The sequence below is a fragment of the Candidatus Eisenbacteria bacterium genome (genome assembly GCA_013140805.1).
GTDB lineage: Bacteria > Eisenbacteria > RBG-16-71-46 > RBG-16-71-46 > RBG-16-71-46 > JABFRW01.
Window position 1 is genome coordinate 1 of record JABFRW010000146.1, and the last position, 22,429, is coordinate 22,429.

The window sequence follows — 22,429 nt, forward strand, 5'->3', positions numbered from 1 at the left end:
GCGGCCCCCGCGCGCCCCGGGCGGCCGGTCACCGCGAGCAGGTCGCCGGGCCGCGCACCGAAGCGCGTCCACGCCGCGCCCTTCGCGACTTCGCCGAGCAGCGTCACGCTCCACCACGCGGCACCGCGCGTCCGCGTCACGTTGCCACCGACGATCGCGGCCCCGTGCTTCGCGAGCGCTCGCGCGAGTCCGCGCTGCGTGGCTTCGAGCGTTTCGGGAACCGGGCTCGCTCCGACACCGAGGCTCACCAGCGCCCAGCGCGGCGTCGCCGCCATCGCGGCGAGGTCGCTCAGATTCGCGGCCGCGAGGCGTGCGCCCATCGCCTCGGCATCCATCCACGCCGCATCCCAGTGCACGCCTTCGACGAACGTGTCGGTGGTCGCGACCAGCTCGCGGTCCGGCGACGGGCGCAGCACCGCCGCGTCGTCGCCGGGGCCGACCGTGACTCCGTCACCGGCCGGAAGTCGCGAGACGAGCCGATCGATGAGATCGAACTCGCCTCGCACCGTCCGCCTGAGCCTCATCCAGTCCTCCGCAATCGGTGCTACGGAATCGGCTTCACCTCGATCGTGCCGAGCCCCGCCAGCTCCTTCTGTGCGAGCTTGGGATCGGTCACCACCAGGATGCGCAGGTCCTCGACGCAGAAGTTGGTCTTGAGCACCCGCCGCACGTCTTCCATGGTGACTTCGTTCACCCGGGCGCTGAACGTCTCGACGAACCGGGGATCGATGCCGTAGAAGTCGATGGTCAGCAGATTGTCCGCAAGATCGTCGGGCGCCTGGAGTCCGAGCGGGAACTGCCCGGTCAAAAAGCGTTTCGACTTGTCGAGCTCCGCCACCGTCGGACCCTCGTCGCGCAGCTTCTTGATCTCCGCGATGGTGGCGTCGATGCACTTTCGAAGCGTCTGGTTGCGCGTGAACGTGGTGACAACGAACGAACCCGAGTTGCGCCACATGTTCTGGCGACTGCGGATGCTGTAGGTGAGCCCCTGCACCACGCGGATCTCGTTCACGAGTCGCGAGGTGAAGCCGGCACCCAGGATCGTGTTCGCGATCCGGATCGCGTAGTAGTCCGGATGACTGCGCGGCACGCCCATGCAGGCGAGCCGGATCTGGGTCTGCGTGACCTCGGGTTTCTCGATCACACGCACCTGCCGGCCCTTCAAGCCGACGCTCGCGTCGTACCGCTCCGCGGCCGGCTCGCCGCCCGGCTTCCAGTCGGCGAACAGCTTCTCCAGCCGCGGCACCAGCGTGGCGATGTCGACGTCCCCCACCACCGCGAGCACCGACTGATTCGGGCGGGCGTGGCGATCGTGGAAGCGCAGCACGTCGTCACGGGTGATGGACTTGACGCTCGCCTCCCAGCCTTCGGGCGGATGCGCCAGACGCGTGTCGCCGAGCAGGAACGGGAACAGCGCCTGGTCCGCGACCGTGCCGGGGTCGTCGCGTCCGTTCACCAGCGCGCCGACCTGCTCTTCCTTGACGCGCGAGAAATCGGCTTCGGGAAACGTCGGCGCCACGACCACGTCGTGGAAGATCGCGAGTCCGGTGTCGAGGTCCTTGCGCAGCACCTCGCACGAGATCACCAGCCGCTCGGCTTCGGTGGCCACGCCGAGATCGCCGCCTACGAACTCGATGTCGGCGGCGAGCTGCTTCGCGGTGCGAGCGCCCGCGCCTTGCGTGAGCATGTTGCCGGTCAGATTCGCGAGCCCTTCCTTGCCGACCGGATCGTTGACCGAGCCGGCGCGCACCATGAGCTTCAGGTCGACGAGCGGCAGTCGCTTGGTGGGCATCACATAAACGGTGAGGCCGTTCTTGAGTTGCGTCCTGGTGTAGGCCGGGAGCTGGAACTCGGCCGCGACCGCCTCGCCCGGAGCGAGCGCGACGCAGGCACCGAGTGCGACCCACGCGACGGCGAGAAATCCCGCGCGCGCGCGGTCACTCCACGATGGTTCGAGGCGGCTCACGGCGTACCTCCCGCGCCCTCGCGCGATTCCGGCACCAGCACCGCGACCGTGCGGCGCGTGGAGACGAACACCTCCTTCGCGACCCGCTTCACGTCGGCTGCGGTGACGCGGCGATAGCGCTCCGGCGTTTCGTACATGCGCTTGTAGTCGCCGAGCACGTGCTCGGCGAAGGCGATCGCCTCGCCGACTCCATTGTTGGTCTTGAGTCCCTTCACGAAGCGCGCCTCCAGGATGTTCTTGGCCTTCTGCAGTTCGCGATCGGTTGGCCCGTCTTTGACGAACTTGTCGAGCACCGCCTGCAGCGCGCGTTCACCGTCGGCCGCCGTCTTGCCCGGCCGCATTTCGACCGCGAACTCGAACAGCCCGGGGTTGAGCCGCGTGCCGAAGTACGACGAGGCGTCGAGCGCGATCTGCTGATCGACGACCAGTGCTTCGTGCAGCCGTGACGACTCGCCGCGCGACAGGATGGTGCTGATCACGTCGAGCACCCACACGTCGTCGCCCCGGACGCCCGGCGCCTTGTACCCGATCTGGAAGCTCTCGGCCTCGGCCGGGTAGAGCACGTTCACGCGCCGCTCGCCGCGCTGCTCGGGTTCCGAGTCGAACGGCTCCGCCGGCGGCTTCTGCGCAGGGATCGAGCCGAACGCCTTCTCGATCTGCGCCAGCACGGTCTTGGTGTCGAAGTGACCCGCGACGACCAGAATGCAGTTGTTCGGCGCGTAGTAGGTGCGGAAGTACTCGACGCAGTCCTCGCGCGTGATGCGCTCGAGGTCTTTCATCCATCCGATCACCGGCCAACCGTAGGGGCCGGCGACGAACGCGGTGGCGTAGAGCTGCTCGTCGAGCATTCCGGGGATCGAGTTGTCGGTGCGCAGGCGGCGCTCCTCTTTGACCACCTCGATCTCACTCTTCAACTGATCCGGCAGCAGCGACAGGGACGCCATGCGATCCGAGTCGAGCTCGAACAGCACGCCGACGCGATCCGAGGCGATGTCCTCGTAGTAGGCGGTCTGGTCGTTCGAGGTGAACGCGTTCGAATAACCGCCGTTCGACTCGAGGATGCGATCGTATTCCTTGGGCGCCACGTTCTTCGAGCCGTTGAACATCATGTGCTCGAAGAAGTGAGAGATCCCCGTGATGCCCGGCTGTTCGTTGCGCGAGCCGACCTTGAACCACTGCCAGAACGTGACGGTCGGCACGCTGTGATCTTCGTGGGTCAGGATCGTGAGCCCGTTCGCGAGCTGGTGCTTTGCGATCGGAAACGTCGCGGCGGTGATCGCCGAGGTCGGCGCCGTCACGGCACGCGGCGGCGGCGCCGGTTGCTTCGGCCTGGGGGCGGCGAGCGGCACGGCCGCGTTCGCGGCCAGTGCAACGAGCGCGAGCGCCAGCGGAATCGAGAGACGCATGGAACCTCCGAGGGGTACCGGAACACGGGGACCGGGGCAGTCTAGGTAGCCGCGCGCGGGCCCGGCAAGCGGCGAGCGCGGCACCCGGCCGGTGGCGGACGCCTCCGAGGGCTGTGCTAACCTCGCCGCCGCACCGGGCGACCGCTTCCCGCGCCACCACTCCACCGCGAGGTGCCCGTGATTCGCCGTTTCCATCCGCTCCTTCTTGCGCTCATTCCGCTCGTCGTCGCTTCGTGCTCCAAGGACGCGGATAACTCTACGCTGGGACCCGGGTTCGATGATCGCGGCGTGGCACTGGGGGCCGCGAACCTGTTCGCGCCCCAGCGAGCACTCGTCTGGTCCGCGGCCACCAACGAGCTGGTCGGAGTCGCCGGCTCAGCGGCGGGCGTTGGCTCCGAAGCGCTGATCGCCATGAGCGCGAGCTCCGGCGCGATCCGGCTTCTCGATGCCGCGCCGACCGGTTCGCTGCGGCTGTCGGAGGACGGCGGGTTCGTCTACTACGAGTCGTTCGTGAGCGACACCGGCGTCGCCGGCGACCGGGTCGAGCTGCGGCGGCGCCCGCTCGGCGCAGGCGCGAGCCAGCTCGTGGCGACGTGTTCCGGAGTGTGCGCCCATTTGTTCGCGATCTCGGACGACGAATCGCGCGTGGCGTGGTCGCGGCTCGACTCGGAGTTCGATCCCGAATCGCTGCGCATCGTTTCGCAGCCGAGCGGCGCGCTGGAGTCCCCGGGCGCCGGCCTGCCGGTCGCGTTTGCGCCCGATGCGAGTGCGCTGCTCTACCAGACTTCGTCGGTCGCCTCGGCGCTCCAGCAGTGGCTCGCCTCGAGCGGCGCGGGTTCACCGTTCGATCTCGGCCTGCCGCTCGGTGCCGCGGTCGCCTCGCTCGATTGGAGTGATCAGGGCGTGCAGGTGCTGTATCTGCAGGGCGCGCACGAGCTGTGGCTCCGCAACGCGACCGCGGCGACCACGCGACGCGTGCTGCTCGCACCGGGCGACAGCCTGCTGTCCGCTCCGATCGCCTGGTCTCGCGACGGGCGCAAGGCTGCGCTGTGGGCGCTCGAACAGCTCGAGCAGCAGCAGCAGACCGTGGCGCGGCTCTACGTGGTCGACCTGGTCGGCACCAACAGTCGCGTGGTGGCGAGCGGCCTCACGTCACAAGGCGCCGTCGCATTCTCGCCCGACGGGTCGCGGATCGCTCAGTTGTTCGGCGGTCAGCTCTACACCAGCGAACTCGGGGCGAGCGTGCGCTCCCAGGTCGCGCGCTCGCGCTGAGTCCAATGCCGCTGCCCGAGCATCTCGAGAAGATCGCGCGCGACAGCGAGGTCACGCCCTTCAAGTCATCCGGACCCGGCGGCCAGAAGAAGAACAAGACCGAGTCGAGCGTGCGGGTGAAGCACCTGCCGAGCGGCATCACGCGCATCGCGACCGAGAGTCGTTCGCAGATGCGCAACCGCGAAGCGGCGCTCGAGCGGGTGTGGGAAGAGCTCGAGCGACGCGCGCGCAAGCCGAAGAGGCGGGTCGCGACAAGACCGAGTCGTTCCGCGGTCACGCGACGGCTCGAGAGCAAGCGGATCGCGAGTGAACGCAAGCGCGTGAGGCGCGGGGTCGGCGATGAGTGACGATTCCCGAGGTGGCGCCATTGCTTCGCTCGTCATGCTCGGATTGCTCGTCGCGGCTCCTGCCATGACTCAGCCCGGCCCCGCGAGTCCGCCGGCTGCAGCCGCCGCGGTCCTCACGCGTGAGTCGATTCAGACCGCGAGCGGCCTGCGCGCGGACGTCGCGATCGCACGCTGGCCGATGCCTACATCGCGTTCTCCGTGTTCGCGGCCAGGGTCAAGTGCGGGCATACCTACCCGAACTTCTACAACCAGAAGAAGGCCACGCAGCAGGCGCTGTTCCGGGCGGGTCGTGTCCCCTTCTACTTCCGCTGGCTCGGGCGCCGAATGATCGTTTCGAAGTCCTTCGTCGACGATCCGCGCGTGCAGCCCGGGACCGAGGTCCTGGCGATCAACGGCACCCCGGTCGAAACGATCCTTTCGCGCCTCATGACGGTCGCGCGAGCCGACGGGAACAACACCGCGAAGCGCGTCAGCGGTCTCGAGGTTCAGGGCACCGATCGCATCGAAGCGTTCGATGTCTACTTTCCGCTGTTCTTTCCGAGTACGTCCTCCGAAATGACGCTTCGCGTCCGAGGGGTCGACGAACGCGCCATCTACGAGCTGGCCGTGCAGCCGCAGACAGCCGAGGCCCGCCTCGCAGCGATGACCGCAGCCGCCACGGCGCGCGACGGCGAGGCCGCACCGGCGTGGGAGTTTCGGCTGCTCGACGACGGCATCGGGCATTTGCGCATGCCGACCTGGGCGCTCTACGACAGCCAGTGGGACTGGAAGTCGTTTCTCACCGAGTCGATGCAGACGCTCGTCCAGAGAGACGTCGCCGACCTGGTGATCGACCTGCGCGGCAACGAAGGTGGCATGGACGTGGGCGACGAGTTGATCGCGCACCTCGCCGCGCACGAGGTGCCGCGCGAGGCGCTCCATCGCCGAGTGCGCTATCGGAAGGTGCCGGACGACCTGGTGCCCTATCTCGACACGTGGGATCCCTCGTTTCGAAATTGGGGCGCCGCGGCAGTGGACTCCTCGAATGGCTTCTACCGGCTGCGAAGGGACGCGGACGACGATCCCGGAAGCGCCATCCAGCCCATCGCGCCGCGGTACGCGGGCCGTGTGTGGGTGCTGATCGGCGCTGCGAACAGCTCGGCCACGTTCGAGTTCGCGCAGACGCTCAGACGCAATCAGCTCGGAACGCTGGTCGGGCAACCCACCGGGGGGAATCAGCGCGGCATCAATGGAGGCGCGTTCTTCTTCCTGCGGCTGCCGAACTCGGGTATCGAACTCGACCTGCCGCTGATCGGGCAGTTCTCCGACGGCCCGCGCCCGGATGCGGGACTTGAACCCGACCTGCTCGTCACTCGCTCGCAGCACGACATCGCGAGCGGGCGCGATGCGGAACTCGAAGCGGTGAGAGCCAGGGTTCGACGCGGACGCGACTGACGAGGCCGCTGGATCCGCAGGCCGGCGAGCGCCCTACGACCGCGCGAAGTCCTCGCCCGCGGCCATCCCGCCGCCGAGCTTTTCCTCGGCGTGGTGCTTGACGATGCGGGCCTCCGCCACGAACACGACCTCTTCCGCCACGTTGGTGGCGAGGTCGGCGACGCGCTCGAGATTCCGCGTCACGAGGATGAGCTGCAGCGCGCGGGAGATCGTCGCGGCATCGTCGCACATGCCTTGCTGGAGCTCGCGGAACAGGTCGTGTGCCAGATCGTCGACCTCGTCGTCGCGGCGCAGCAGCCCGCGGGCGGTCGGGGCGTCGAGCCGCACGAACGCATCGAGCGACTCGCGCAGCATCGCTCCCGCGAGTTGCGCGAGTCGCGGAATGTCCGCCGTCACCTTGAGCGGCGGCTCGGTGTCGAGGCGCTTGACGCACCCGGCGATGTTCACCGCGTGGTCGGCGATGCGCTCGAGATCGTTCGAGATCTTGAGCGCGGCCGTGATGAAGCGCAGGTCGGTCGCGAGCGGCTGACGCAACGCGAGCAGGCTCACGCAGCGCTCCTCGATGTCGATCTCGAGCCGGTCGACCGCCTTGTCGTCCGCGAACACTTCCTCGGCGAGCGCCATGTCGCGACGCTTGAGCGCTTCGATCGACTTCTGGACGATGGCTTCCGAGGCTCCGCCCATGCGCAGCAGCGTCTGCTTGAGGACGTCGAGTTCCTGATCGAAGTGGCGTTCCATGGGCTTAGCCGAACCGTCCGGTGATGTAGTCCTCGGTGACCTTCTCGCGCGGGCTGGTGAAGATCTGCCCCGTTTCACCATACTCGATCAGGTTGCCGGAAAGCATGAACGCCGTCGAGCCCGAGATGCGGGCGGCCTGCTGCATGTTGTGGGTCACGACCACGATCGTATAGGTCGCCTTCAAGTCGAGGATCAGCTCCTCGATACGTGCGGTCGCGGTCGGATCGAGCGCCGAAGCCGGCTCGTCCATGAGGATCACCTCGGGCTCGACCGCCAGACAGCGCGCGATGCACAGCCGCTGCTGCTGTCCACCCGACAGCTGCAGCGCCGAACGTTCGAGACGGTCCTTCACCTCGTCCCACAGCGCGGCGCGGCGCAGCGACAGTTCGACGCGCGCCTCGAGTTCGCCGCGATCCTTCAGGCCCAGCATGCGCAGGCCGAACGCGACGTTCTCGAACACGCTCTTCGGGAACGGATTCGGGCGCTGGAACACCATGCCCACGCGGCGGCGCAGCTCGACCACGTCGGTGCCGGGCGCGAGCACCTGAATGTCGGCGACCCGGATTTCGCCTTCGGTGCGGACGCCGGCGATCAGGTCGTTCATGCGATTGAACGAGCGCAGGAGCGTGCTCTTACCGCACCCCGAAGGACCGATGATCGCGGTCACGCTGTGGCCGGGGATCCCGATCGTCACGCCCTTCAACGCGTGATGCGAGCCGTAATAGAGATGGAAGTCGCGAGTGCCCAGGACCGGCGGCGCCTCGGTGCGAACCGTCACGCGCTCCTCCTCGGGTGTCCCGCTCGGACGGCGCAACGAGGCGGCCGGCAACGGCGGGGCGGGTTTTCGAACCGGCGTACGCACCGACATCCTAATGCCTCCCGGCCAGGCGCGCCCGCAGTCGTGCGCGAAGAAGGATTGCGGTCAGGTTGAGCAGGAAGGTGATCAATAGCAGCACCAGCACCGTTCCGTAGAGGATCGGTTTGGTCTGCTCAACGTTCGGCGACTGGGTCGAGAGCACGAACACGTGATAGCCGAGCTCCATGAACTGATCGGTGGGCGAGCTGGGCAGATACGGCAGGAAGTACGCGGCGCCCGTGAACATGATCGGCGCCACTTCGCCGGCACCGCGGGAAACCGACAGGATGGCGCCGGTGAGGATGCCCGGCAGCGCCTGGGGCAGCAGCACGTAGCGGATCGTCTGCCAGCGCGTGGCTCCGAGCCCCATGGAGGCCTCGCGCATCTCGCGCGGTACGGTGCGCAGGGCTTCTTCCGCGGTCACGATCACCACCGGCAGGTTGAGGAGCGCCAGAGTCAGCGCCGCCCACAACAGCGAGGGTTGACCCCACAACAGGTCCTGGCCGGTCGCGCGATCGAGACTGCGACCCACGAACTGAATGAAGAACCCGAGTCCGAACAACCCGAACACGATGCTCGGCACCCCGGCGAGATTGTTGACCGAGAAGCGCACCGCGCGCGTGAACCAGGAATTCGGATTTGCGTACTCGCTCAGGTAGATCGCCGCGCCGACCCCGAACGGCACCAGCGCGATCACCATGAGGATCACGAGCGCCACGGTGCCGAAGATCGCGGGCAGGATCCCGCCTTCGGTCATGCCGACGCGCGGATTGGCGGTCAGGAACTCCCACGTCACGGTGCGCCAGCCGAACCACGTGATGTTGCCCATGATGATCGCGACCATGAGCACGATGAGGAACGCTGCGAATGCGGTGAGTACGGTGAACGCCACGCCGCTCGCGTCGCCCGCGCGACGCCTCGGGAGCGCGCGCAGCGTGGGTGCCCAGGCGGGGGCGCTCATCCGCCCGCCAGCCGCTTGCGCAGTCGATCGACGAAGAAGCCGGCCACCACGTTGATCGTGAAGGTGGTCACGAACAGGATCGCGCCGAGAAAGAACAACGTGGAGTAGTGCGGGCTGCCGAACACCACTTCGGCCAGCTCGGCCGCGATGCTGGCCGAGAGCGTGCGTGCCGAGTCGAACACGCTGCCCGACACGATGGCCGCGTTCCCCGACGCCATCAGCACGATCATGGTCTCGCCGACCGCGCGCGCGAGGCCGAGCAGAATGCCGGCCGAGACTCCCGCGCCAGCCGCCGGCAGCGTCACGCTCCACGCGGTCTGCCACGGGGTCGCTCCGAGCGCGAGCGAGGCCTCGCGAAATGAACGCGGCACCGCGCGCAGGGCGTCCTCACACACCGTGAAGATCGTGGGCAGCACGCCCAGGCCGAGCGCCACGCCGGCGTTGAGCGCGTTCAGACGATAGGGCGCGTGCGTCAGCGCCTGGATCCACGACGCCATCACCATCAGGGCGAAGAAGCCCAGCACCACCGACGGGATGCCGGCGAGGATCTCGATCGCGGGCTTGAGCGCCTCGCGGATGCGCGCGGGCGCGAACTCGGAGGCGAACACCGCGGCCAGCACGCCGACCGGGACCGCGAACGCCATCGCCACCAGCACGATCTTGAGCGTTCCGACCAGCAACGGCAGCAATCCATACTTGGGAATGTCGCCGACCGGCTGCCACATGTCGGTCTTGAAGTAGTGGCCGAGGCTCGCTTCCTTCATGGTCTCGGCGTCCAGCAGCACCGGCAGCGCCTCGCGGAAGACGAACACCATGATCAGAAGCAGGCCCGCAACCGCCATGAACGCGCAGACGCGCAGAGCGACCGCGATCACGACCTCGGCGACGCGCTGGCCCCGCCGGCGCGCTGCGGCGCGAGCCCCCGAGTGATCCAGCGAGCCGATGCGGTCGAGCGTCGAGCTCATTGCGCCGGGAAGTACCCCACCTCGGTGACGAGCTTCTGGCCCGAGTCCGAGAGCGCGAACGCGATGAAGTCCATCACCGCCTCGTTGCCGGGGGTGGCGAGGTAGTAGTAGAGACTGCGCGCGATCGGATAGCTGCCCGAATTCATGTTCTCGAGCGTCGGCAACACCGCTTCGCTGGTGGCGTCCTTGCGGACCGCGAGGTCGCGCACGCCCGTCGCATACGCCGCACCGCCGTAGCCGATGCCCTTCGCATCCTGCGACACCGCATTCACGACCGCCGCGGTACCGGGCAGCGTCTGCACGATCGCGGCGAAGTCCGCGCCCTCGAGCACGTGCTCCTTGAAGTAGACGTAGGTTCCCGAGTTGTTCTCGCGTCCGTACACCGTGATCGCCGCGTCGCTGCCTCCGACGTCCTTCCAGTTCGTCACCTGGCCGGTGTAGATCGCCTTGATCTGAGCGAGCGTCAGCTCCCTCACCGGATTCGAGTCGGCGACGTAGATCGAGAGGCCATCGCGCGCCACCACGACCTCCACCGGCGGGGTTCCGAGTTTGGCCGCGGCCTGCTGTTTCTCTTCGTCTTTCATGGCGCGCGAGGACTGACAAATGTCGGTCGTTCCGTTGATGAGCGCCGCGATTCCGGTTCCCGAACCACCGCCGGTGACCTGGATGACGGCACCGGGATGGGACGCCATGTAGGACTCGGCCCAGCGCTGCCCGAGGATCACCATGGTGTCGGAGCCTTTGATCGTGATCGCCTTCTGCCGCGTCGGCGCGCAGCCGACCAGCGCCGCAACGGCCAGGGCGAGCAGCCAGGTGGAAGAACGCATCCGGGGAACTCCTCTACGAAGTGAAGCGCACGCAGGTGGCCACGACGAGCGCGCACGCGCGCTGCTCGCCGGGGAAGTCGAGCCTCAACGCACCGGAAAGTAGCCGACCTTCGTCGCGAGTGCTTGTCCGTCCGCCGACAACACCCAGTCGACGAACTTCTTCACATCGCCGGCGGGTCGGGTGCGGGTGTAGAAGTAGAGAAAGCGCGTGATTGGATAGGTGCCGTCGCGAATCGTCGCCTCGGTCGGAAGCACGGCGGGGCCGCCCGTGGCCTTCTGGACGCCACACTCGCGAACGCCTGCGGCGTACGCCGCGCCGCCGTAGCCGATGCCGTTCGGATCGCGGGCCACGGCGTTCACGACCGCCGCGGTACCGGGCAGGGTCTGACAGCGAGCGGAGTAGTCGCGGCCCAGCAGCACGTGATCCTTGAAGTACACGTAGGTGCCGGAGTTGTTTTCGCGGCTGTACAACGTGATCGGCGCATCGAGGCCGCCGACCGCCTTCCAGTTCGTGATCACGCCGGTGTAGATCTCGCGAAGCTGCGGGATCGTGAGGGACTTCACGGTGTTCGACTCGTGGAGATAGATGCTCAGCCCGTCGCGCGCGACCGGGATCTCGGTGCCGAGCGTCTGGTACCGGTCGCGCAGCTTCTTTCGCTCGTCGTCCTTCATGGCGCGCGAGGACTGGCAGATGTCGGTGGTGCCGTTGATGAGCGCCGCAATGCCGGTGCCGGAGCCACCGCCGGTCACCTGGATGATCGCGCCCGGCGACGCACCCATGTAAGCCTCGGCCCAGCGCTGGCCGAGGATCACCATGGTGTCGGAACCCTTGATCGTGATGCCGCGCGCAGCGCGTGCGGGTGCAGACAGGCCGGCGATCAGCGTCACGGCAAGTCCCAGCGTGGTCGCGAAACTGCGAAGCTTCATGAGTCCCCCGCTCAATAGCGCAGCTGGACCTGAAAGGTCCAGAGATTGTCGGACGGATCGTCGTAGCCGCCGCTCGCGTTGCGCAGATCGGTACGCGGAATGTCGTAGGCGAGCGTCAACCGAGTGGTGCCGTCATAGAAGAAGTTCGCGCCGACACTCAACCGCTCGAACTGGTCGTGCTCGACGGCGTCATCGGGATCGAAGAACTCGTAGCGGGCCGCGAGCTGCGCCTGATCGCCGAGGTTCTGCGCCCACATCACGTAGCCACCGTGGAACTCGGTGGCGAGATGCGAGGGATCCGCGCCGGCCCGCAACAGCGTGACCGGATTGCCCGACGTCGGCGCCACGACCAGGGTCTTGAGCGAGTCCGCGTTGGGCTGGGTGCCTGCGTACCACTCGGCGCGCAGCGAACCACCCCCCGCCGAGGGCAGTTCCCAGTAGGCCTGCGCGTCGGCGCCGAAGCGTGTCTTGTCGAGCGCGACGTCGCCGCCGGTCAGCGGCACCAGAGTCGAGCCCCGGTAGCCCGAGACCGCGACGTCGAAGCGGCCCTGCGAGAAGCGCGCACGCCCCACCAGATCCTTCGCGCGGGTCGGATCCTCGGTGCCGAACGTCGCGTCGAGCGTGCCGCCTCCGTTGAACACCCCGAGCGTGGTTTCGAAGTGCGGAGTCCAGGGGTTCACGAGTTTCACTCCACGGTCGCGCTCGCCCGGGAACAGCACGTTCTCGGCGCGCGAGCGCTCCGGAAGTTCGCGCGCCGACGAAGAACGTTCGACTTCCCAGCCGAACGGCACGTTCATCTGACCGACCCACAGCTGATGCCGGTGATCGGTCGTCCACGGATCCAGCAGCGATACGTAGGCTTCGAGCAACGTGATGTTGAGCGTGTTGCCGGTGCTGGCACCGTTTAGATACAGCACCGCGTGGCTGCGCGAGGTCGGGTCGTAGGTGAGCTTGAGCCGCGCGCGGCGCAGGTAGAAGCGATCGCGATTCGCGAGCGTGAGAGTGGCGGGACTACCGGCGGATTTGACCGTGTCGCTCGAGGTCTCGCCGATCTCGTAGCGGGCCTGCACGTAGCCCGAGAACTTGAAGCGCTTGAGCTTGTCGACATCGCTCTGCAGCGTCTGGAGCTGCTCGCTCATGCCCTCGATGCGGCCGAGTGCTTCGGTGGCGGACGCCTCGGTGGCGGGGCTCTCCGGGGTGGACTGAGCGCGAACGGCGCACGGGGTGACGAGCGCGAGCACGGCGAGGATCAGGAACCTTGCTGCGGGACTTCGAGGAACGTCCGGCATCCGGCCTCCGGGAAGAAAGCGCTTTCGGCCCCTGCGCGATCGTCGCGGACAGGTTGCCGAAATCTCCGGGAACCTACCGGGGTCGGGTTGCCGCAATTTCTCGCGCGCGTTAACACGAAGTAAACGAGCCGACGGCTCACTCCCTCGTTTCGGTGGCCTGGCGCCGCGACGCCGCCGAGCGACGACGCGCAGCGGCAACCACTTGCGCATAGTTCTCACCCGCCGCGCGCACCGCCGCTGCCCACGAGCCGAATTGGCGCCGGGCCCGCGCGTAAACGTGGCCGTGCGTGTCGTGCACGCGAAACAGACCTTCGGGGCGGGACGCCAGCCGGCGAATCATCTCGAGCACTTCCTCGCGCGACATGATCGCGGGCCGACCGCGCCGTCGTGGCGAAGCGCGCCCGGCCGGAGCGTGGTCGGGAGGGTCGAGCAACAGGACCGCCGTGGCGGGCGAGGCATCGCGTCTCCACTCGTGCGACATCGGGTCTCCGCGGTTGGGGACGTCACGATTGGCCGTGCTCGCGTCCAAATTAGGCGGCCGAGGCTACGAACCTGCGACCGGCATGGAACAAAGATGTTTCGGCATGCCCGGCTGCGCTTTAACCGCGTGTTCATTTCGCACACATCGGTGCGTTCCGCTCGCTGCCTAAGTTCCCGGCGTTCTGGACGGGAGCCATGCGCTCACCATCCAGGTCACGCGAACCGCCGCCATTCACATCCTCGAGGGGGAGCTCCATGCGTCTCGCTGCACGCTCTGGTCTTCGCTCAGTCTGTCGTGGGCTCGTCGCCCTTGGGCTCGTCGCACTTGCGGCCGGGAATGCTTCGGCCCAGCTGGTGTTCGACGGCAACCTGCTGTTCAACAACAACGCGAGCGGCACGCTGGTCGGTCAGTTTTCCGGCACCGCGGGCGTCGGCGCGCCGAGCTGTCCGGGCGGCACCACCGCCGCGACACTCGGCACCGTCACCTACGTCCACAACGCTTACGACGACCCGCTCCTCACCGGCGGCATCTACCCGCTGAACAACTTCCAGCCGGCCGGCGGCAGCCCGGCGTTCACGAGCGCGGTCAGCGTTCCCGCCGACGGCTTCTTCAAGCAGGTGTGCTTCAAGGGCGGCATCGGACCGAATCTCGGCGACGACTGGACTCAGGGCTGGACCTACTACGACTCGACCGGCGCATCCCGCCAGGATCTGCACCTGGTCGGCATGCCGGATCCCCGTCCGCTCGCGGTCTACAACAATGTCAGCATCACCGGGCATGCGTTCTGGTCGCCGGACAGCAACTACGAAGTGCGCGGCCAGCTCCGCATCAAGAACGGCGGACAGCTGACGGTTGCCCCGGGCGTCGTGATTCTCGAAGACGTCGCGACGCTGGGCACGATCATCGCGGAGCGCGGCGGCAGAATTTACGCCGTCGGCAACGCGTGTGCGCCGATCATCATCACCTCGAACGCGCCTCCCGGCTCGCAGCTGCGCGGGGATGTCGGCGGCATCTTCCTGAACGGCCGCGCAAAGACAAACGTCGTCAACTCCTGCGCCGGCGACTCGGCGGCCAGCGAAGGCGGCGCGATCGGCTTCTACGGCGGGAACGACGACGAGGACTGCTCGGGTGCGCTCCGCTACGTGCGGGTCGAATACGCCGGCAAGCAGATCACCACGAACAATGAACTGAACTCGTTCACCTGGAACGCATGCGGTCGCGGCACCAGGGGCGACTTCCTGCAGGCGTTCCGCGGCGCGGATGACGGCTTCGAGTGGTTCGGTGGCGCGATGGACCAGAAGTACCTGATCGCGATCGACGGCACCGACGACGGCATCGACTCACAGCTGGGCTCGCGCAATCGTCTGCAGTTCGCGGTCGTGCGGGTGGCGCCGAATCAGGCTCCGGCACTCACTCAGTTCGGTGAGCGCGGCATCGAAGCCGACAACAACGAATTCAACTTCGATCAGGTCCAGTGCGCGGGACGCTCGAACATGACGGTCGCCAACGTGACCTTCATCGGCGACAAGCGCAGCGGCCCGACGCTCCCGGGATCGACTCAGGGCGTTCAGTGGCGCCGCGGCACCGGCTACACGCTGCTGAACTCGATCGTCTACAACTTCAAGACCGCCGGCCTCGCGATCAGCGACGATGCGACGTGGGAAGCCCATTGCGTCGCCGCGCCGGCCGCTCCCGCGGTGTTCTGCGGACCGCTCGGCGTGCGCCCGATCAGCGAAGGCAACGTGTTCGTGGCGCGCAGCCAGCCGAACCCGTTCCGCAATCAGGTGAACATCTCGTTCGCGCTGCCCCAGGCGGGCCCGGTCTCGGTCGAGATCTACGGCGCCGACGGACGTCACGTGCGCTCGCTCGCGAACCGCGAGATGGCGGCCGGTCCGCACACCCTCACCTGGTCGATCGAAGACGGCATCCCGAGCGGCATCTACTTCTACAGGGTGCTCGCCTCGGGTCAGACCTCGACCGGAAAGATCACCCACCTGGACTAGTGAAACCCCCGCGCGCGTCAGGGCTCGGCGACGGCAACTCGTCGCCGGGCCTCGCGCGTGAGATCCCGCCCCACTCCCGGGGGGCGATGCACGAGCTGTGAACCTTCAGGAGGAAATCCGAATGGGCCGCACTGCGGGCCGCCGATGCCTCGCGCGAGCGCACGCGTGGGGGTTTTCGCTTTCGTTGCTTCTCACCGGTGGGCTTGCCACCGCCTCGCTGGCCGCGACCGGGAAGATCCAGGGCCGGGTGGTCGCCATCGACACCGGCGATCCGATCGGATTCGCCGACGTGCTGCTGGTGCCGCGCGATACGACCCTGCGCCGGGTGGGCGGCATCACCAACGCCGACGGCACCTATCTGCTCGAAGCCGCGGCAGGCACCTATGCGATTCAGATTCGCGCGCTCTCGTACGCGCGCAAGCGGATCGAGGGAATCGTGATCGAGGCCGGCAAGCTGGTTCCCTTCAGCACCGCGCTCGCGTCCGAGGCGATCCAGCAGGAAGAGATCGTGGTCGAGGCGAAGGCGAAGCAGAACAGTGAGATCTCGATGCTCACCGCGCGCAGGAAGTCATCCTCGGTCGGCGACGCCGTGAGCGCCGAACAGGTCCGCAAATCGCCCGACAAGGATGCGGCCGAAGTGCTGCGGCGTGTGACGGGCCTCTCGGTTTCGGACGGCAAGTACGTGTTCGTTCGCGGCCTCGGCGAGCGCTACAGCTCGGTCGAGGTCGACGGGGTGCGCCTCGCGAGTCCCGAGGAGAACAAGCGCGTGGTCCCGCTCGATCTCCTCCCGGCCACCCTGCTCGAGAACATCGTGGTTCAGAAGACGCACACGGCCGATCGCCCCGGAGAATTCGGCGGCGGCGACGTGCAGGTCCGTACCAAGGACTTTCCCGGCAAACGCACGTGGCAGTTCTCGGTCTCGCAGAGCGTCGCGGAAGACGTGACCTTCGGGACGCGCAAGACCTACGCCTCGAGCCGCGCCGACATCTTCGGATTCGGCGCCGACTCCCGCCGCATTCCCGACCAGGTGTTTGCGGAAGTGGGTGACGGAAAGTTGTTCCGCGGCAACGTGCGCCAGTCGACGATGGCGAAGCTGGCGGGAACCTTTCGGGGCGTCTGGAGTCCCAATGGCGTACGAACGCTTCCGAACTCGAGCTACTCGGCGACCTACGGGGACGAGTTCAAGCTGTTCGGACGCCCGCTCGGCATCATCGAATCCTGGAGCCTGTCGCGGTCCTACGATCGCCGCGACCAGTCGCTGCTGTACTTCCAGAACAGTCTGCGCGACACGATCTACGCCTACGACGAGACGAAGTACGAGGAGTCGGTGACCCTCGGCGGCATCTCGGGCCTCAGCTATCGCCTCTCGCCGCGCCACGCACTGCATCTGCGCGGCCTCTACACCCAGAGCGCCGACGACGAGGTGCGCAGCTACATCGGCACCGACGTCAATCGTCTCGACTTCACCGAGCGCCCGATTCAGCACCGCGACACGCGGCTCCTGTACGTCGAACGCAACGTGATGTCGGGAACTCTCAACGGACAGCACACCCTTTCCGGGCTCCTGAACGCGGGCATCGACTGGAAACTCACCCGCTCGAGCGCACGCCGCCAGCAGCCCGATCGGCGCGAGTACGCGTACGACCGCAACTACTATCCGGACGGGAACGGCAATCTCGTCGAATACACGTCGCTGGGCTCGGTCGGGAGCCGCGAGTTCGGCGACCTGAACGATCAGGGCTGGGGCGGCAGTCTGACTGCTTCGGTGCCGTTGCGCTTCGGCCCGCTCGGCAACGGCAAGGTGATGCTCGGCTACGATCGGCAGCTGAAGGAGCGCACCAACCGCTACCGCCGGTTCGACTTCATTCCGCGCGGCGGAGTCGACACCACGCTGCCGCCCGACTCGGTGTTCGCCTATGGCGGCGCCGACAGTTCCGGCTACGTCGAAGAGAGCACGCTCGATGTCGACAACTACGACGCCGAGCAGCGCGTCACGGCGCAGTTCGTGAGCGTGGACCTTCCGTTTGGAAAGCGGCTGCGCACCAACTTCGGGGTGCGCGTCGAATCCGGCTTCCAGGACGTTCGCACCTTCGACCTGTTCGCGCCCGGCGTGATCACCCGGCGCGGCACGCTCGACAACCAGGACGTGCTGCCGTCGGCGAACCTGACCTGGGCGGCCTCCGACGCGATCAATCTGCGGCTCGGCGCGAGCCGCACCGTGTCGCGGCCGGATCTCAACGAGCTGTCGCCGAGTCCGGCGCTCGAGTACGCGGGCGGGTTGCGATTGGCCGGAAACCCGGACCTCCAGCGCGCCACGATCGACAACTACGACGTGCGCGTCGAAGCGTTTCCTACGCTGTCGGAGGTCATCGCGGCGGGGTTCTACTACAAAGCGATGCACGAGCCCATCGAACGCGCGATTCAGGGTGGCGCCCCCGCACTCCTGGTTCCGCGCAATTCCGACTCGGGCCGCAACCTCGGGGTCGAACTCGAGCTTCGCGCGGGTCTCGAGCGCCTCTCCAAGCGCCTCCGGGGCCTGACGCTCAACTCGAACGCCTCGTTCATCTCTTCGGAGATCAAGCTCAAGCCCGAGGTCTCGCGCAACGGCACCACCGAGCACCCGCTGCAGGGCCAGGCGAACTATCTGTTGAATGCCGCGATCGGCTACGCACCCAAACCGGGGCTCGAGCTGGCGGTGCTGTTCGGCGCAACCGGTGAGCGGCTGCACACGCTGGCGCTCGATCCGCTTCCGGACATCTACGATCAACCGACCACGAGCCTCGACGTGACGCTGAGCTTCACACCGTTCGGAAGCGCGCGAATGAAGGCCTCGGGAAGGAACCTCATCCATCCCGAGATCCAGCAGCGGCAAGGGGACCAGGTGGTCACGAGCTACCGCGGACATCGCTCCTTCTCGCTCGCGCTGTCGTTCGGCTCGTGAGGACTTTCGTGGTGAAAGTCTTGCCTGCGATCCGCGCGCACGCACCGAGATCGCTGGTGTGGGCGCTGGTTGTGGCGGGATCGTGGCTCACGCTGGTCGGAGCGGTCGCGTCGAACGCCCCGGACTCGACCCCGAAGCGTCGTGTGTATTCGGTCCGTGACTCACCCGGCTGGTACCCGAACGTGGATCCCGAGTCCATGTCGGTGGTGCTGGGTCGTCGGCCCGGCGCGTCGCTCGTTCGCCTGCGATTCGTTGGCGGAGCCCCGAGCCTCGACGCGCTCGGCCGCGCCGTGTGCCGGGCGCTTCATCGCAGCAATCGCGACTCGTTGCGGGCCCTGTGCGTGAGCGAGCAGGAGTTCCGCGAGATTCTGTGGCGCGAGTTCCCGGAGAGTCGGCCGGCGACCGGACTCCAGTGGGACGACGCGTGGCGCGTCTTGAACGTGCGGCTTGCCGCGGGCACGTCCGAGGCCGTGCGCGACTTCGGCGGGCACTTCTACGAGTTCGTGCGCTTCGAGGTCGACTCGACCATGACGTACCGCAATTTCAAACTGCACAGCCGGCTCACGCTCGTCGCGCGCGACGACGAGGGCCGCACTCAGCGGATGACCTGGCTGCGTGCGATCGCGGAGCGCAAGGGCTCGTTCAAGATCTACAGCACGGTCGATTAGAGGATGGGGGGTCGGCGCTGGGCTGGCTGGATGTCAATCCACACGACGGGCCAACGAGTAGCGCACCTTCCCGGATGCTGGCGGCAAACGCCGTCGAGGCCGACACTCCCCACACGCAGCACTCTAGCCGCGCGATGAGGGCCCGCGGTGACGGGCATGTGAAGCGCCCGGAAACACTTGTGAACGCGAGATTGCCGAACGTGGAGAGCGCCGAGAACTCGGTGGACCACTCGCGCTCAGCTCTCGCTCGGACCCGAGCCTTCGCGCGGCAGCTCGAAGCGAAACCGCGAACCGCGACCCGGCGCGCTCTCGACCTCGATGTCGCCCTCGTGCAGCGTGAGGATGTGCTTGACGATCGAGAGCCCGAGACCGGTTCCGCCCACGTCCCGCACCCGTGACTTGTCGACGCGGTAGAAGCGCTCGAACACGCGGCTCAGATCATCGGGTGGAATGCCGGCACCCGTGTCACGCACCTCGCACCAGGCGTGCGCTTCGTCGCCGCCCAGCGCGACGGTCACCGCACCGCGCTCGGTGTACTTGATCGCGTTGTCGAGCAGATTTGCGACCACCTGCTCGATGCGGCCCCGATCGGCCCGCAACGGCACGGGCGCGCCGGGCACCAGCACGAACTCGAGCTGCTTGCGCTCGGCGCGCTCGCGCAGCATGGCCATGGCGCGCTCCACCAGCGGGCGCAGATCGAAGCGCTCGAGCCGCAGGCGCGCGTCTGGTCGTTCGAGTTCGGAGAGCGCGAGCAGGTCCTCGACCAGCGCCTGCAATCGCTCGGCCTGATCGCGAATCACACGCACGAAGCCTTCGCGATGCTCGAGGTCGTCGAGCCCGCCGTCGAGCAGCGTCTCCGCGTAGCCGCGCAGCGAGGTGAGCGGGGTCTTGAGCTCGTGCGAAACGTTCGCGACGAAATCCCGTCGCACCCGATCGACGCGTTCGGCTTCGGTGTGATCCTGCAGCACCAGGAGCAGGGCGCGGTCCGCCGCGCCTTCGAGCGGCGTGGCGGTGACGCGCACCACGCGCTCGGCGGGCGTCCAGAAGCGCAACTCGCGTTCGATCGTGCGGCCCTCACGGCGCGAAGTCTCGATCACCGCATCGATGTCGGACAGTCGCAGCACGTCCTGCAGCCGCGTGCCGCGAGCCGGCGGCAGCGCCAGGCCGAAGATGTCGGCGAGGCTCTGATTCGCGTGCAGCACGCGCCCCGCCGAATCGAGCAGCGCCACCCCGTCGCTGACGTGCGACAGCACGCGCTCGCGCTGATCGCGTTCGAGTTCGAGATCCGCGAGCCGCGCACGAGACAACTCGGCCATGCGATTGAGCGTGGTGCCGAGCCGCCCGATCGCGTCACCCGGCAGTTCGAGTGCGCGCGCTTCGCGATCACCCTCCCCCATGCGACGCGCAGATTCCCCGAGCGATCGCAGGCGGGACTGCCGCTCGGCGCCGGCCAGCGCCAGGTGCGCGGCCGCAAGGGCGAGCATCACCAGCGCGGCGGTGCGGGAGAACGGAGTCGCGATCAGCGCTGCGGCCGCCAGGGCGAGCGAGAACCCGCGCGAGCGCAACCACCCGGGCATCGAATCCGCCGAGCTAGGCGGGCGCGGCGGGCGCAGTGGGCGCGGGGACCAGCAGTTTGTATCCGACCCCCGTGACGGTCTGAATCACGCGCTCGTGCTCGCCGATCTTCATGCGCAGCCGCCGTACGTGGACGTCGACGGTGCGCGTCTCGCCCAGGTAGTCGTAGCCCCAGACCTTGCGCAGCAGTTCCTCGCGCGTGAAGACCCGGCCGGGGCGGCTGGCGAGAAACGCCAGGAGCTCGAATTCGCGCGGCGTCAGCGTGAGCGAGCGTTCCTGGTAGCGCGCGTCGCGCGCCAGCGTGTCGATGCGCAGCTCGCCGGCCGCCAGCACGCCGGGCGCCTTGCTGGGCTGCGAGCGCCGCAGCAGCGCCTGCACCCGTGCGATCAGCTCGCGGGGACTGAAGGGTTTCGTGAGGTAGTCGTCCGCGCCGTGCTCGAAGCCGAGCAGCTTGTCCATCTCGGCCGAGCGCGCCGAGAGCACCAGCACCGGAAGCTCGCGCGTCGAAGCCTCGCCGCGCACTTCGCGCAGGATCTCGAGCCCGCTACGCCCCGGCAGCATGAGGTCGAGCACCAGCGCGTCGGGATGGGTTTCGAACAATCGCTCGAGCCCCTCCTCGCCGCTGTCGGAAGCGCTGACTCGATAACCCGAGCGCTCGAGGTTGTAGCGAACCAGATCGCGGATCTCTTTTTCGTCTTCGATCACCATCACGAGTTCCGCCATGCGCCCTCCCGGCCGGCAGACTACCGATCGCAGGCATCGCATCCAAGTGCGCCGGGGGCGATTGCGTCAACCCCGACTTGCTTGTGAGGCGTCGCGCACCCTCGCTAGAGTCCGGTCATGGCCGTCATTCCACGCCCCGAACAACTGCTCGTGCAACGCCTCGGCCCCGCGGATCTGGTCGAGGCCTTCGCCTATCTCGACGGCGATCCGGTGGTGAACGTTTATCTCGAGGCGCTGCTGCTGCGAGATTCGCTGGGGCGCCCCCAGGACGAGTTCTGGGGCGTGAGGCGCGACGGCGAGCTGGCGGGCCTGCTCTACCTGGGGCTGCCGTCCGGCGCGGTGCTGCCGGTCGGCGATGATGCGGAGGCGATGCGCCGACTGGCGGACGTCCTGCGCGATCGCCGCACCTCGTTGCCGCGGCGCTTTCACGTGATCGGCCCCGCGACCGCTGTGGAGCCGCTCGTCGATCCGCTCGCTCGCCACGGCCTGACCCCGCGCCTCGATCGGCTCCAGCGCTACATGTCGGTGGCCGCCGGCGACCTCGCGGCCACCGAGCCGCTTCCGGACCTGCGGCTCGCCTGCCAGGACGACATCCCGATGGTGTTCGACAGCGGCGCCGCCTTGCGCGCCGAGGAGTTGGAAGAAGATCCGCGCACGGTGGATCCGCACGCTTATCGGCGGCGCGTCGAGGACGAATGTCGAGACGGCCACACCTGGTTGTGGGTGGTGGACGGCGTGTTGCGATTTCGCTCGAGCGTGAGTGCCTGGACCGCCGACGCCGCGCAGATCTCGGGCGTCTACACGCCGCCGCCCGAACGCCGCCGCGGCCATGCGCGTCGCGCGCTGGCCGAGTTGTGCCGGCGGTTGTTTCCCGCCAGTCGCGCCGCGTGCCTGTTCGTCAACGACACGAACACGCCGGCGATCGCGCTCTACGAGAGCCTCGGATTTCGCGCCTGCCTCGCGTGGCGTTCGCTGTTCTACAGCGGCTGACCCCGGCCGGCGGCGAGCCGCGGCGCGGCGCGCGACGAAGCGAGGCGCGCCGCTAGGCGA

General features: G+C 67.8%; 19 protein-coding genes and 1 pseudogene. 7 read left to right on the forward strand and 13 right to left on the reverse strand.

Annotated elements, in window-relative coordinates; translation table 11 throughout:
* From HOP12_11490 to HOP12_11500, 3 genes are all read right to left on the reverse strand, one after another.
* Positions 1-524 (reverse strand): thiamine-monophosphate kinase (locus tag HOP12_11490; protein NOT34779.1); only part of this gene is annotated, 524 nt, incomplete at its 3' end.
* Between the two features lie 20 nt (positions 525-544).
* Positions 545-1,966 (reverse strand): insulinase family protein, encoded by a 1,422-nt coding sequence (locus tag HOP12_11495; protein ID NOT34780.1) that lies wholly within the window; start codon positions 1,964-1,966, stop codon positions 545-547.
* Complete coding sequence (locus tag HOP12_11500; GenBank protein ID NOT34781.1) at positions 1,963-3,372, reverse strand: insulinase family protein; 1,410 nt, start codon at positions 3,370-3,372, stop codon at positions 1,963-1,965. The genes HOP12_11495 and HOP12_11500 overlap by 4 nt, the downstream gene beginning before the upstream one ends.
* Positions 3,373-3,549: 177 nt before the next feature.
* On the opposite strand from HOP12_11500, the gene HOP12_11505 reads away from it, so the two are divergent.
* From HOP12_11505 to HOP12_11515, 3 genes and pseudogenes are all read left to right on the forward strand, one after another.
* Positions 3,550-4,644: a hypothetical protein gene (locus HOP12_11505; GenBank protein ID NOT34782.1), complete on the forward strand. Its 1,095-nt coding sequence runs from the start codon at positions 3,550-3,552 to the stop codon at positions 4,642-4,644.
* Positions 4,645-4,649: 5 nt separating this feature from the next.
* Positions 4,650-4,991: a peptide chain release factor-like protein gene (locus HOP12_11510; GenBank protein NOT34783.1), complete on the forward strand. Its 342-nt coding sequence runs from the start codon at positions 4,650-4,652 to the stop codon at positions 4,989-4,991.
* 34 nt (positions 4,992-5,025) lie between these two features.
* Positions 5,026-6,425 (forward strand): annotated as a pseudogene (locus HOP12_11515) (peptidase S41).
* A 33-nt stretch (positions 6,426-6,458) separates the two neighbouring features.
* Here the strand turns inward: HOP12_11515 and phoU are convergent.
* The 8 genes from phoU to HOP12_11555 form a co-directional block, all read right to left on the reverse strand.
* Complete coding sequence (gene phoU, locus HOP12_11520; GenBank protein NOT34784.1) at positions 6,459-7,163, reverse strand: phosphate signaling complex protein PhoU; 705 nt, start codon at positions 7,161-7,163, stop codon at positions 6,459-6,461.
* 4 nt (positions 7,164-7,167) lie between these two features.
* Positions 7,168-8,031: a phosphate ABC transporter ATP-binding protein gene (pstB, locus tag HOP12_11525; protein NOT34785.1), complete on the reverse strand. Its 864-nt coding sequence runs from the start codon at positions 8,029-8,031 to the stop codon at positions 7,168-7,170.
* 1 nt (position 8,032) lies between these two features.
* Positions 8,033-8,980, reverse strand: coding sequence for a phosphate ABC transporter permease PstA (gene pstA / locus HOP12_11530; GenBank protein NOT34786.1), 948 nt, complete (start codon positions 8,978-8,980; stop codon positions 8,033-8,035).
* On the reverse strand, positions 8,977-9,945 hold the full coding sequence (gene pstC / locus HOP12_11535; GenBank protein ID NOT34787.1) for a phosphate ABC transporter permease subunit PstC: 969 nt from the start codon (positions 9,943-9,945) through the stop codon (positions 8,977-8,979). The genes pstA and pstC overlap by 4 nt, the downstream gene beginning before the upstream one ends.
* Positions 9,942-10,772 carry a phosphate ABC transporter substrate-binding protein gene (locus HOP12_11540; GenBank protein NOT34788.1) on the reverse strand — a complete coding sequence of 277 codons (831 nt, stop codon included), beginning with the start codon at positions 10,770-10,772 and terminating at the stop codon, positions 9,942-9,944. The genes pstC and HOP12_11540 overlap by 4 nt, the downstream gene beginning before the upstream one ends.
* 84 nt (positions 10,773-10,856) lie before the next feature.
* Positions 10,857-11,699, reverse strand: a complete 843-nt coding sequence (locus HOP12_11545) for a phosphate ABC transporter substrate-binding protein (GenBank protein NOT34789.1) — start codon at positions 11,697-11,699, stop codon at positions 10,857-10,859.
* Between the two features lie 11 nt (positions 11,700-11,710).
* Positions 11,711-12,988, reverse strand: a complete 1,278-nt coding sequence (locus HOP12_11550; protein ID NOT34790.1) for a hypothetical protein — start codon at positions 12,986-12,988, stop codon at positions 11,711-11,713.
* A 136-nt stretch (positions 12,989-13,124) separates the two neighbouring features.
* Positions 13,125-13,469 carry a hypothetical protein gene (locus tag HOP12_11555; GenBank protein ID NOT34791.1) on the reverse strand — a complete coding sequence of 115 codons (345 nt, stop codon included), beginning with the start codon at positions 13,467-13,469 and terminating at the stop codon, positions 13,125-13,127.
* Between the two features lie 254 nt (positions 13,470-13,723).
* Between HOP12_11555 and HOP12_11560 the strand changes: the two genes are divergently transcribed.
* The 3 genes from HOP12_11560 to HOP12_11570 all read left to right on the forward strand — a co-directional run bounded on the left by HOP12_11560 (position 13,724) and on the right by HOP12_11570 (position 19,081).
* Positions 13,724-15,472, forward strand: coding sequence for a T9SS type A sorting domain-containing protein (locus HOP12_11560; GenBank protein ID NOT34792.1), 1,749 nt, complete (start codon positions 13,724-13,726; stop codon positions 15,470-15,472).
* 121 nt (positions 15,473-15,593) lie between these two features.
* Complete coding sequence (locus tag HOP12_11565; protein NOT34793.1) at positions 15,594-18,413, forward strand: TonB-dependent receptor; 2,820 nt, start codon at positions 15,594-15,596, stop codon at positions 18,411-18,413.
* An 11-nt stretch (positions 18,414-18,424) separates the two neighbouring features.
* A complete protein-coding gene (locus tag HOP12_11570; GenBank protein NOT34794.1) occupies positions 18,425-19,081 on the forward strand; it encodes a hypothetical protein in 657 nt (218 codons plus the stop codon).
* A gap of 236 nt (positions 19,082-19,317) precedes the next feature.
* Here HOP12_11570 and HOP12_11575 read toward each other — a convergent pair whose 3' ends face one another.
* Together HOP12_11575 and HOP12_11580 are read right to left on the reverse strand one after the other, a co-directional pair.
* On the reverse strand, positions 19,318-20,658 hold the full coding sequence (locus HOP12_11575; protein NOT34795.1) for a PAS domain-containing protein: 1,341 nt from the start codon (positions 20,656-20,658) through the stop codon (positions 19,318-19,320).
* 13 nt (positions 20,659-20,671) lie between these two features.
* Complete coding sequence (locus HOP12_11580) at positions 20,672-21,379, reverse strand: response regulator transcription factor (protein ID NOT34796.1); 708 nt, start codon at positions 21,377-21,379, stop codon at positions 20,672-20,674.
* Between the two features lie 117 nt (positions 21,380-21,496).
* On the opposite strand from HOP12_11580, the gene HOP12_11585 reads away from it, so the two are divergent.
* Positions 21,497-22,369, forward strand: a complete 873-nt coding sequence (locus HOP12_11585; protein ID NOT34797.1) for a GNAT family N-acetyltransferase — start codon at positions 21,497-21,499, stop codon at positions 22,367-22,369.
* Positions 22,370-22,429 lie beyond the last annotated feature (60 nt).

Coding starts and splice junctions, on each gene's coding strand:
- HOP12_11500 (NOT34781.1), bottom strand. CDS start 3,372: ATGCGTCTCTCGATTCCGCTGGCGCTCGCGCTCGTTGCACTGGCCGCG.
- HOP12_11510 (NOT34783.1), top strand. CDS start 4,650: ATGCCGCTGCCCGAGCATCTCGAGAAGATCGCGCGCGACAGCGAGGTC.
- phoU (NOT34784.1), bottom strand. CDS start 7,163: ATGGAACGCCACTTCGATCAGGAACTCGACGTCCTCAAGCAGACGCTG.
- pstB (NOT34785.1), bottom strand. CDS start 8,031: ATGTCGGTGCGTACGCCGGTTCGAAAACCCGCCCCGCCGTTGCCGGCC.
- pstA (NOT34786.1), bottom strand. CDS start 8,980: ATGAGCGCCCCCGCCTGGGCACCCACGCTGCGCGCGCTCCCGAGGCGT.
- pstC (NOT34787.1), bottom strand. CDS start 9,945: ATGAGCTCGACGCTCGACCGCATCGGCTCGCTGGATCACTCGGGGGCT.
- HOP12_11540 (NOT34788.1), bottom strand. CDS start 10,772: ATGCGTTCTTCCACCTGGCTGCTCGCCCTGGCCGTTGCGGCGCTGGTC.
- HOP12_11545 (NOT34789.1), bottom strand. CDS start 11,699: ATGAAGCTTCGCAGTTTCGCGACCACGCTGGGACTTGCCGTGACGCTG.
- HOP12_11550 (NOT34790.1), bottom strand. CDS start 12,988: ATGCCGGACGTTCCTCGAAGTCCCGCAGCAAGGTTCCTGATCCTCGCC.
- HOP12_11555 (NOT34791.1), bottom strand. CDS start 13,469: ATGTCGCACGAGTGGAGACGCGATGCCTCGCCCGCCACGGCGGTCCTG.
- HOP12_11560 (NOT34792.1), top strand. CDS start 13,724: ATGCGTCTCGCTGCACGCTCTGGTCTTCGCTCAGTCTGTCGTGGGCTC.
- HOP12_11565 (NOT34793.1), top strand. CDS start 15,594: ATGGGCCGCACTGCGGGCCGCCGATGCCTCGCGCGAGCGCACGCGTGG.
- HOP12_11575 (NOT34795.1), bottom strand. CDS start 20,658: ATGCCCGGGTGGTTGCGCTCGCGCGGGTTCTCGCTCGCCCTGGCGGCC.
- HOP12_11580 (NOT34796.1), bottom strand. CDS start 21,379: ATGGCGGAACTCGTGATGGTGATCGAAGACGAAAAAGAGATCCGCGAT.
- HOP12_11585 (NOT34797.1), top strand. CDS start 21,497: ATGGCCGTCATTCCACGCCCCGAACAACTGCTCGTGCAACGCCTCGGC.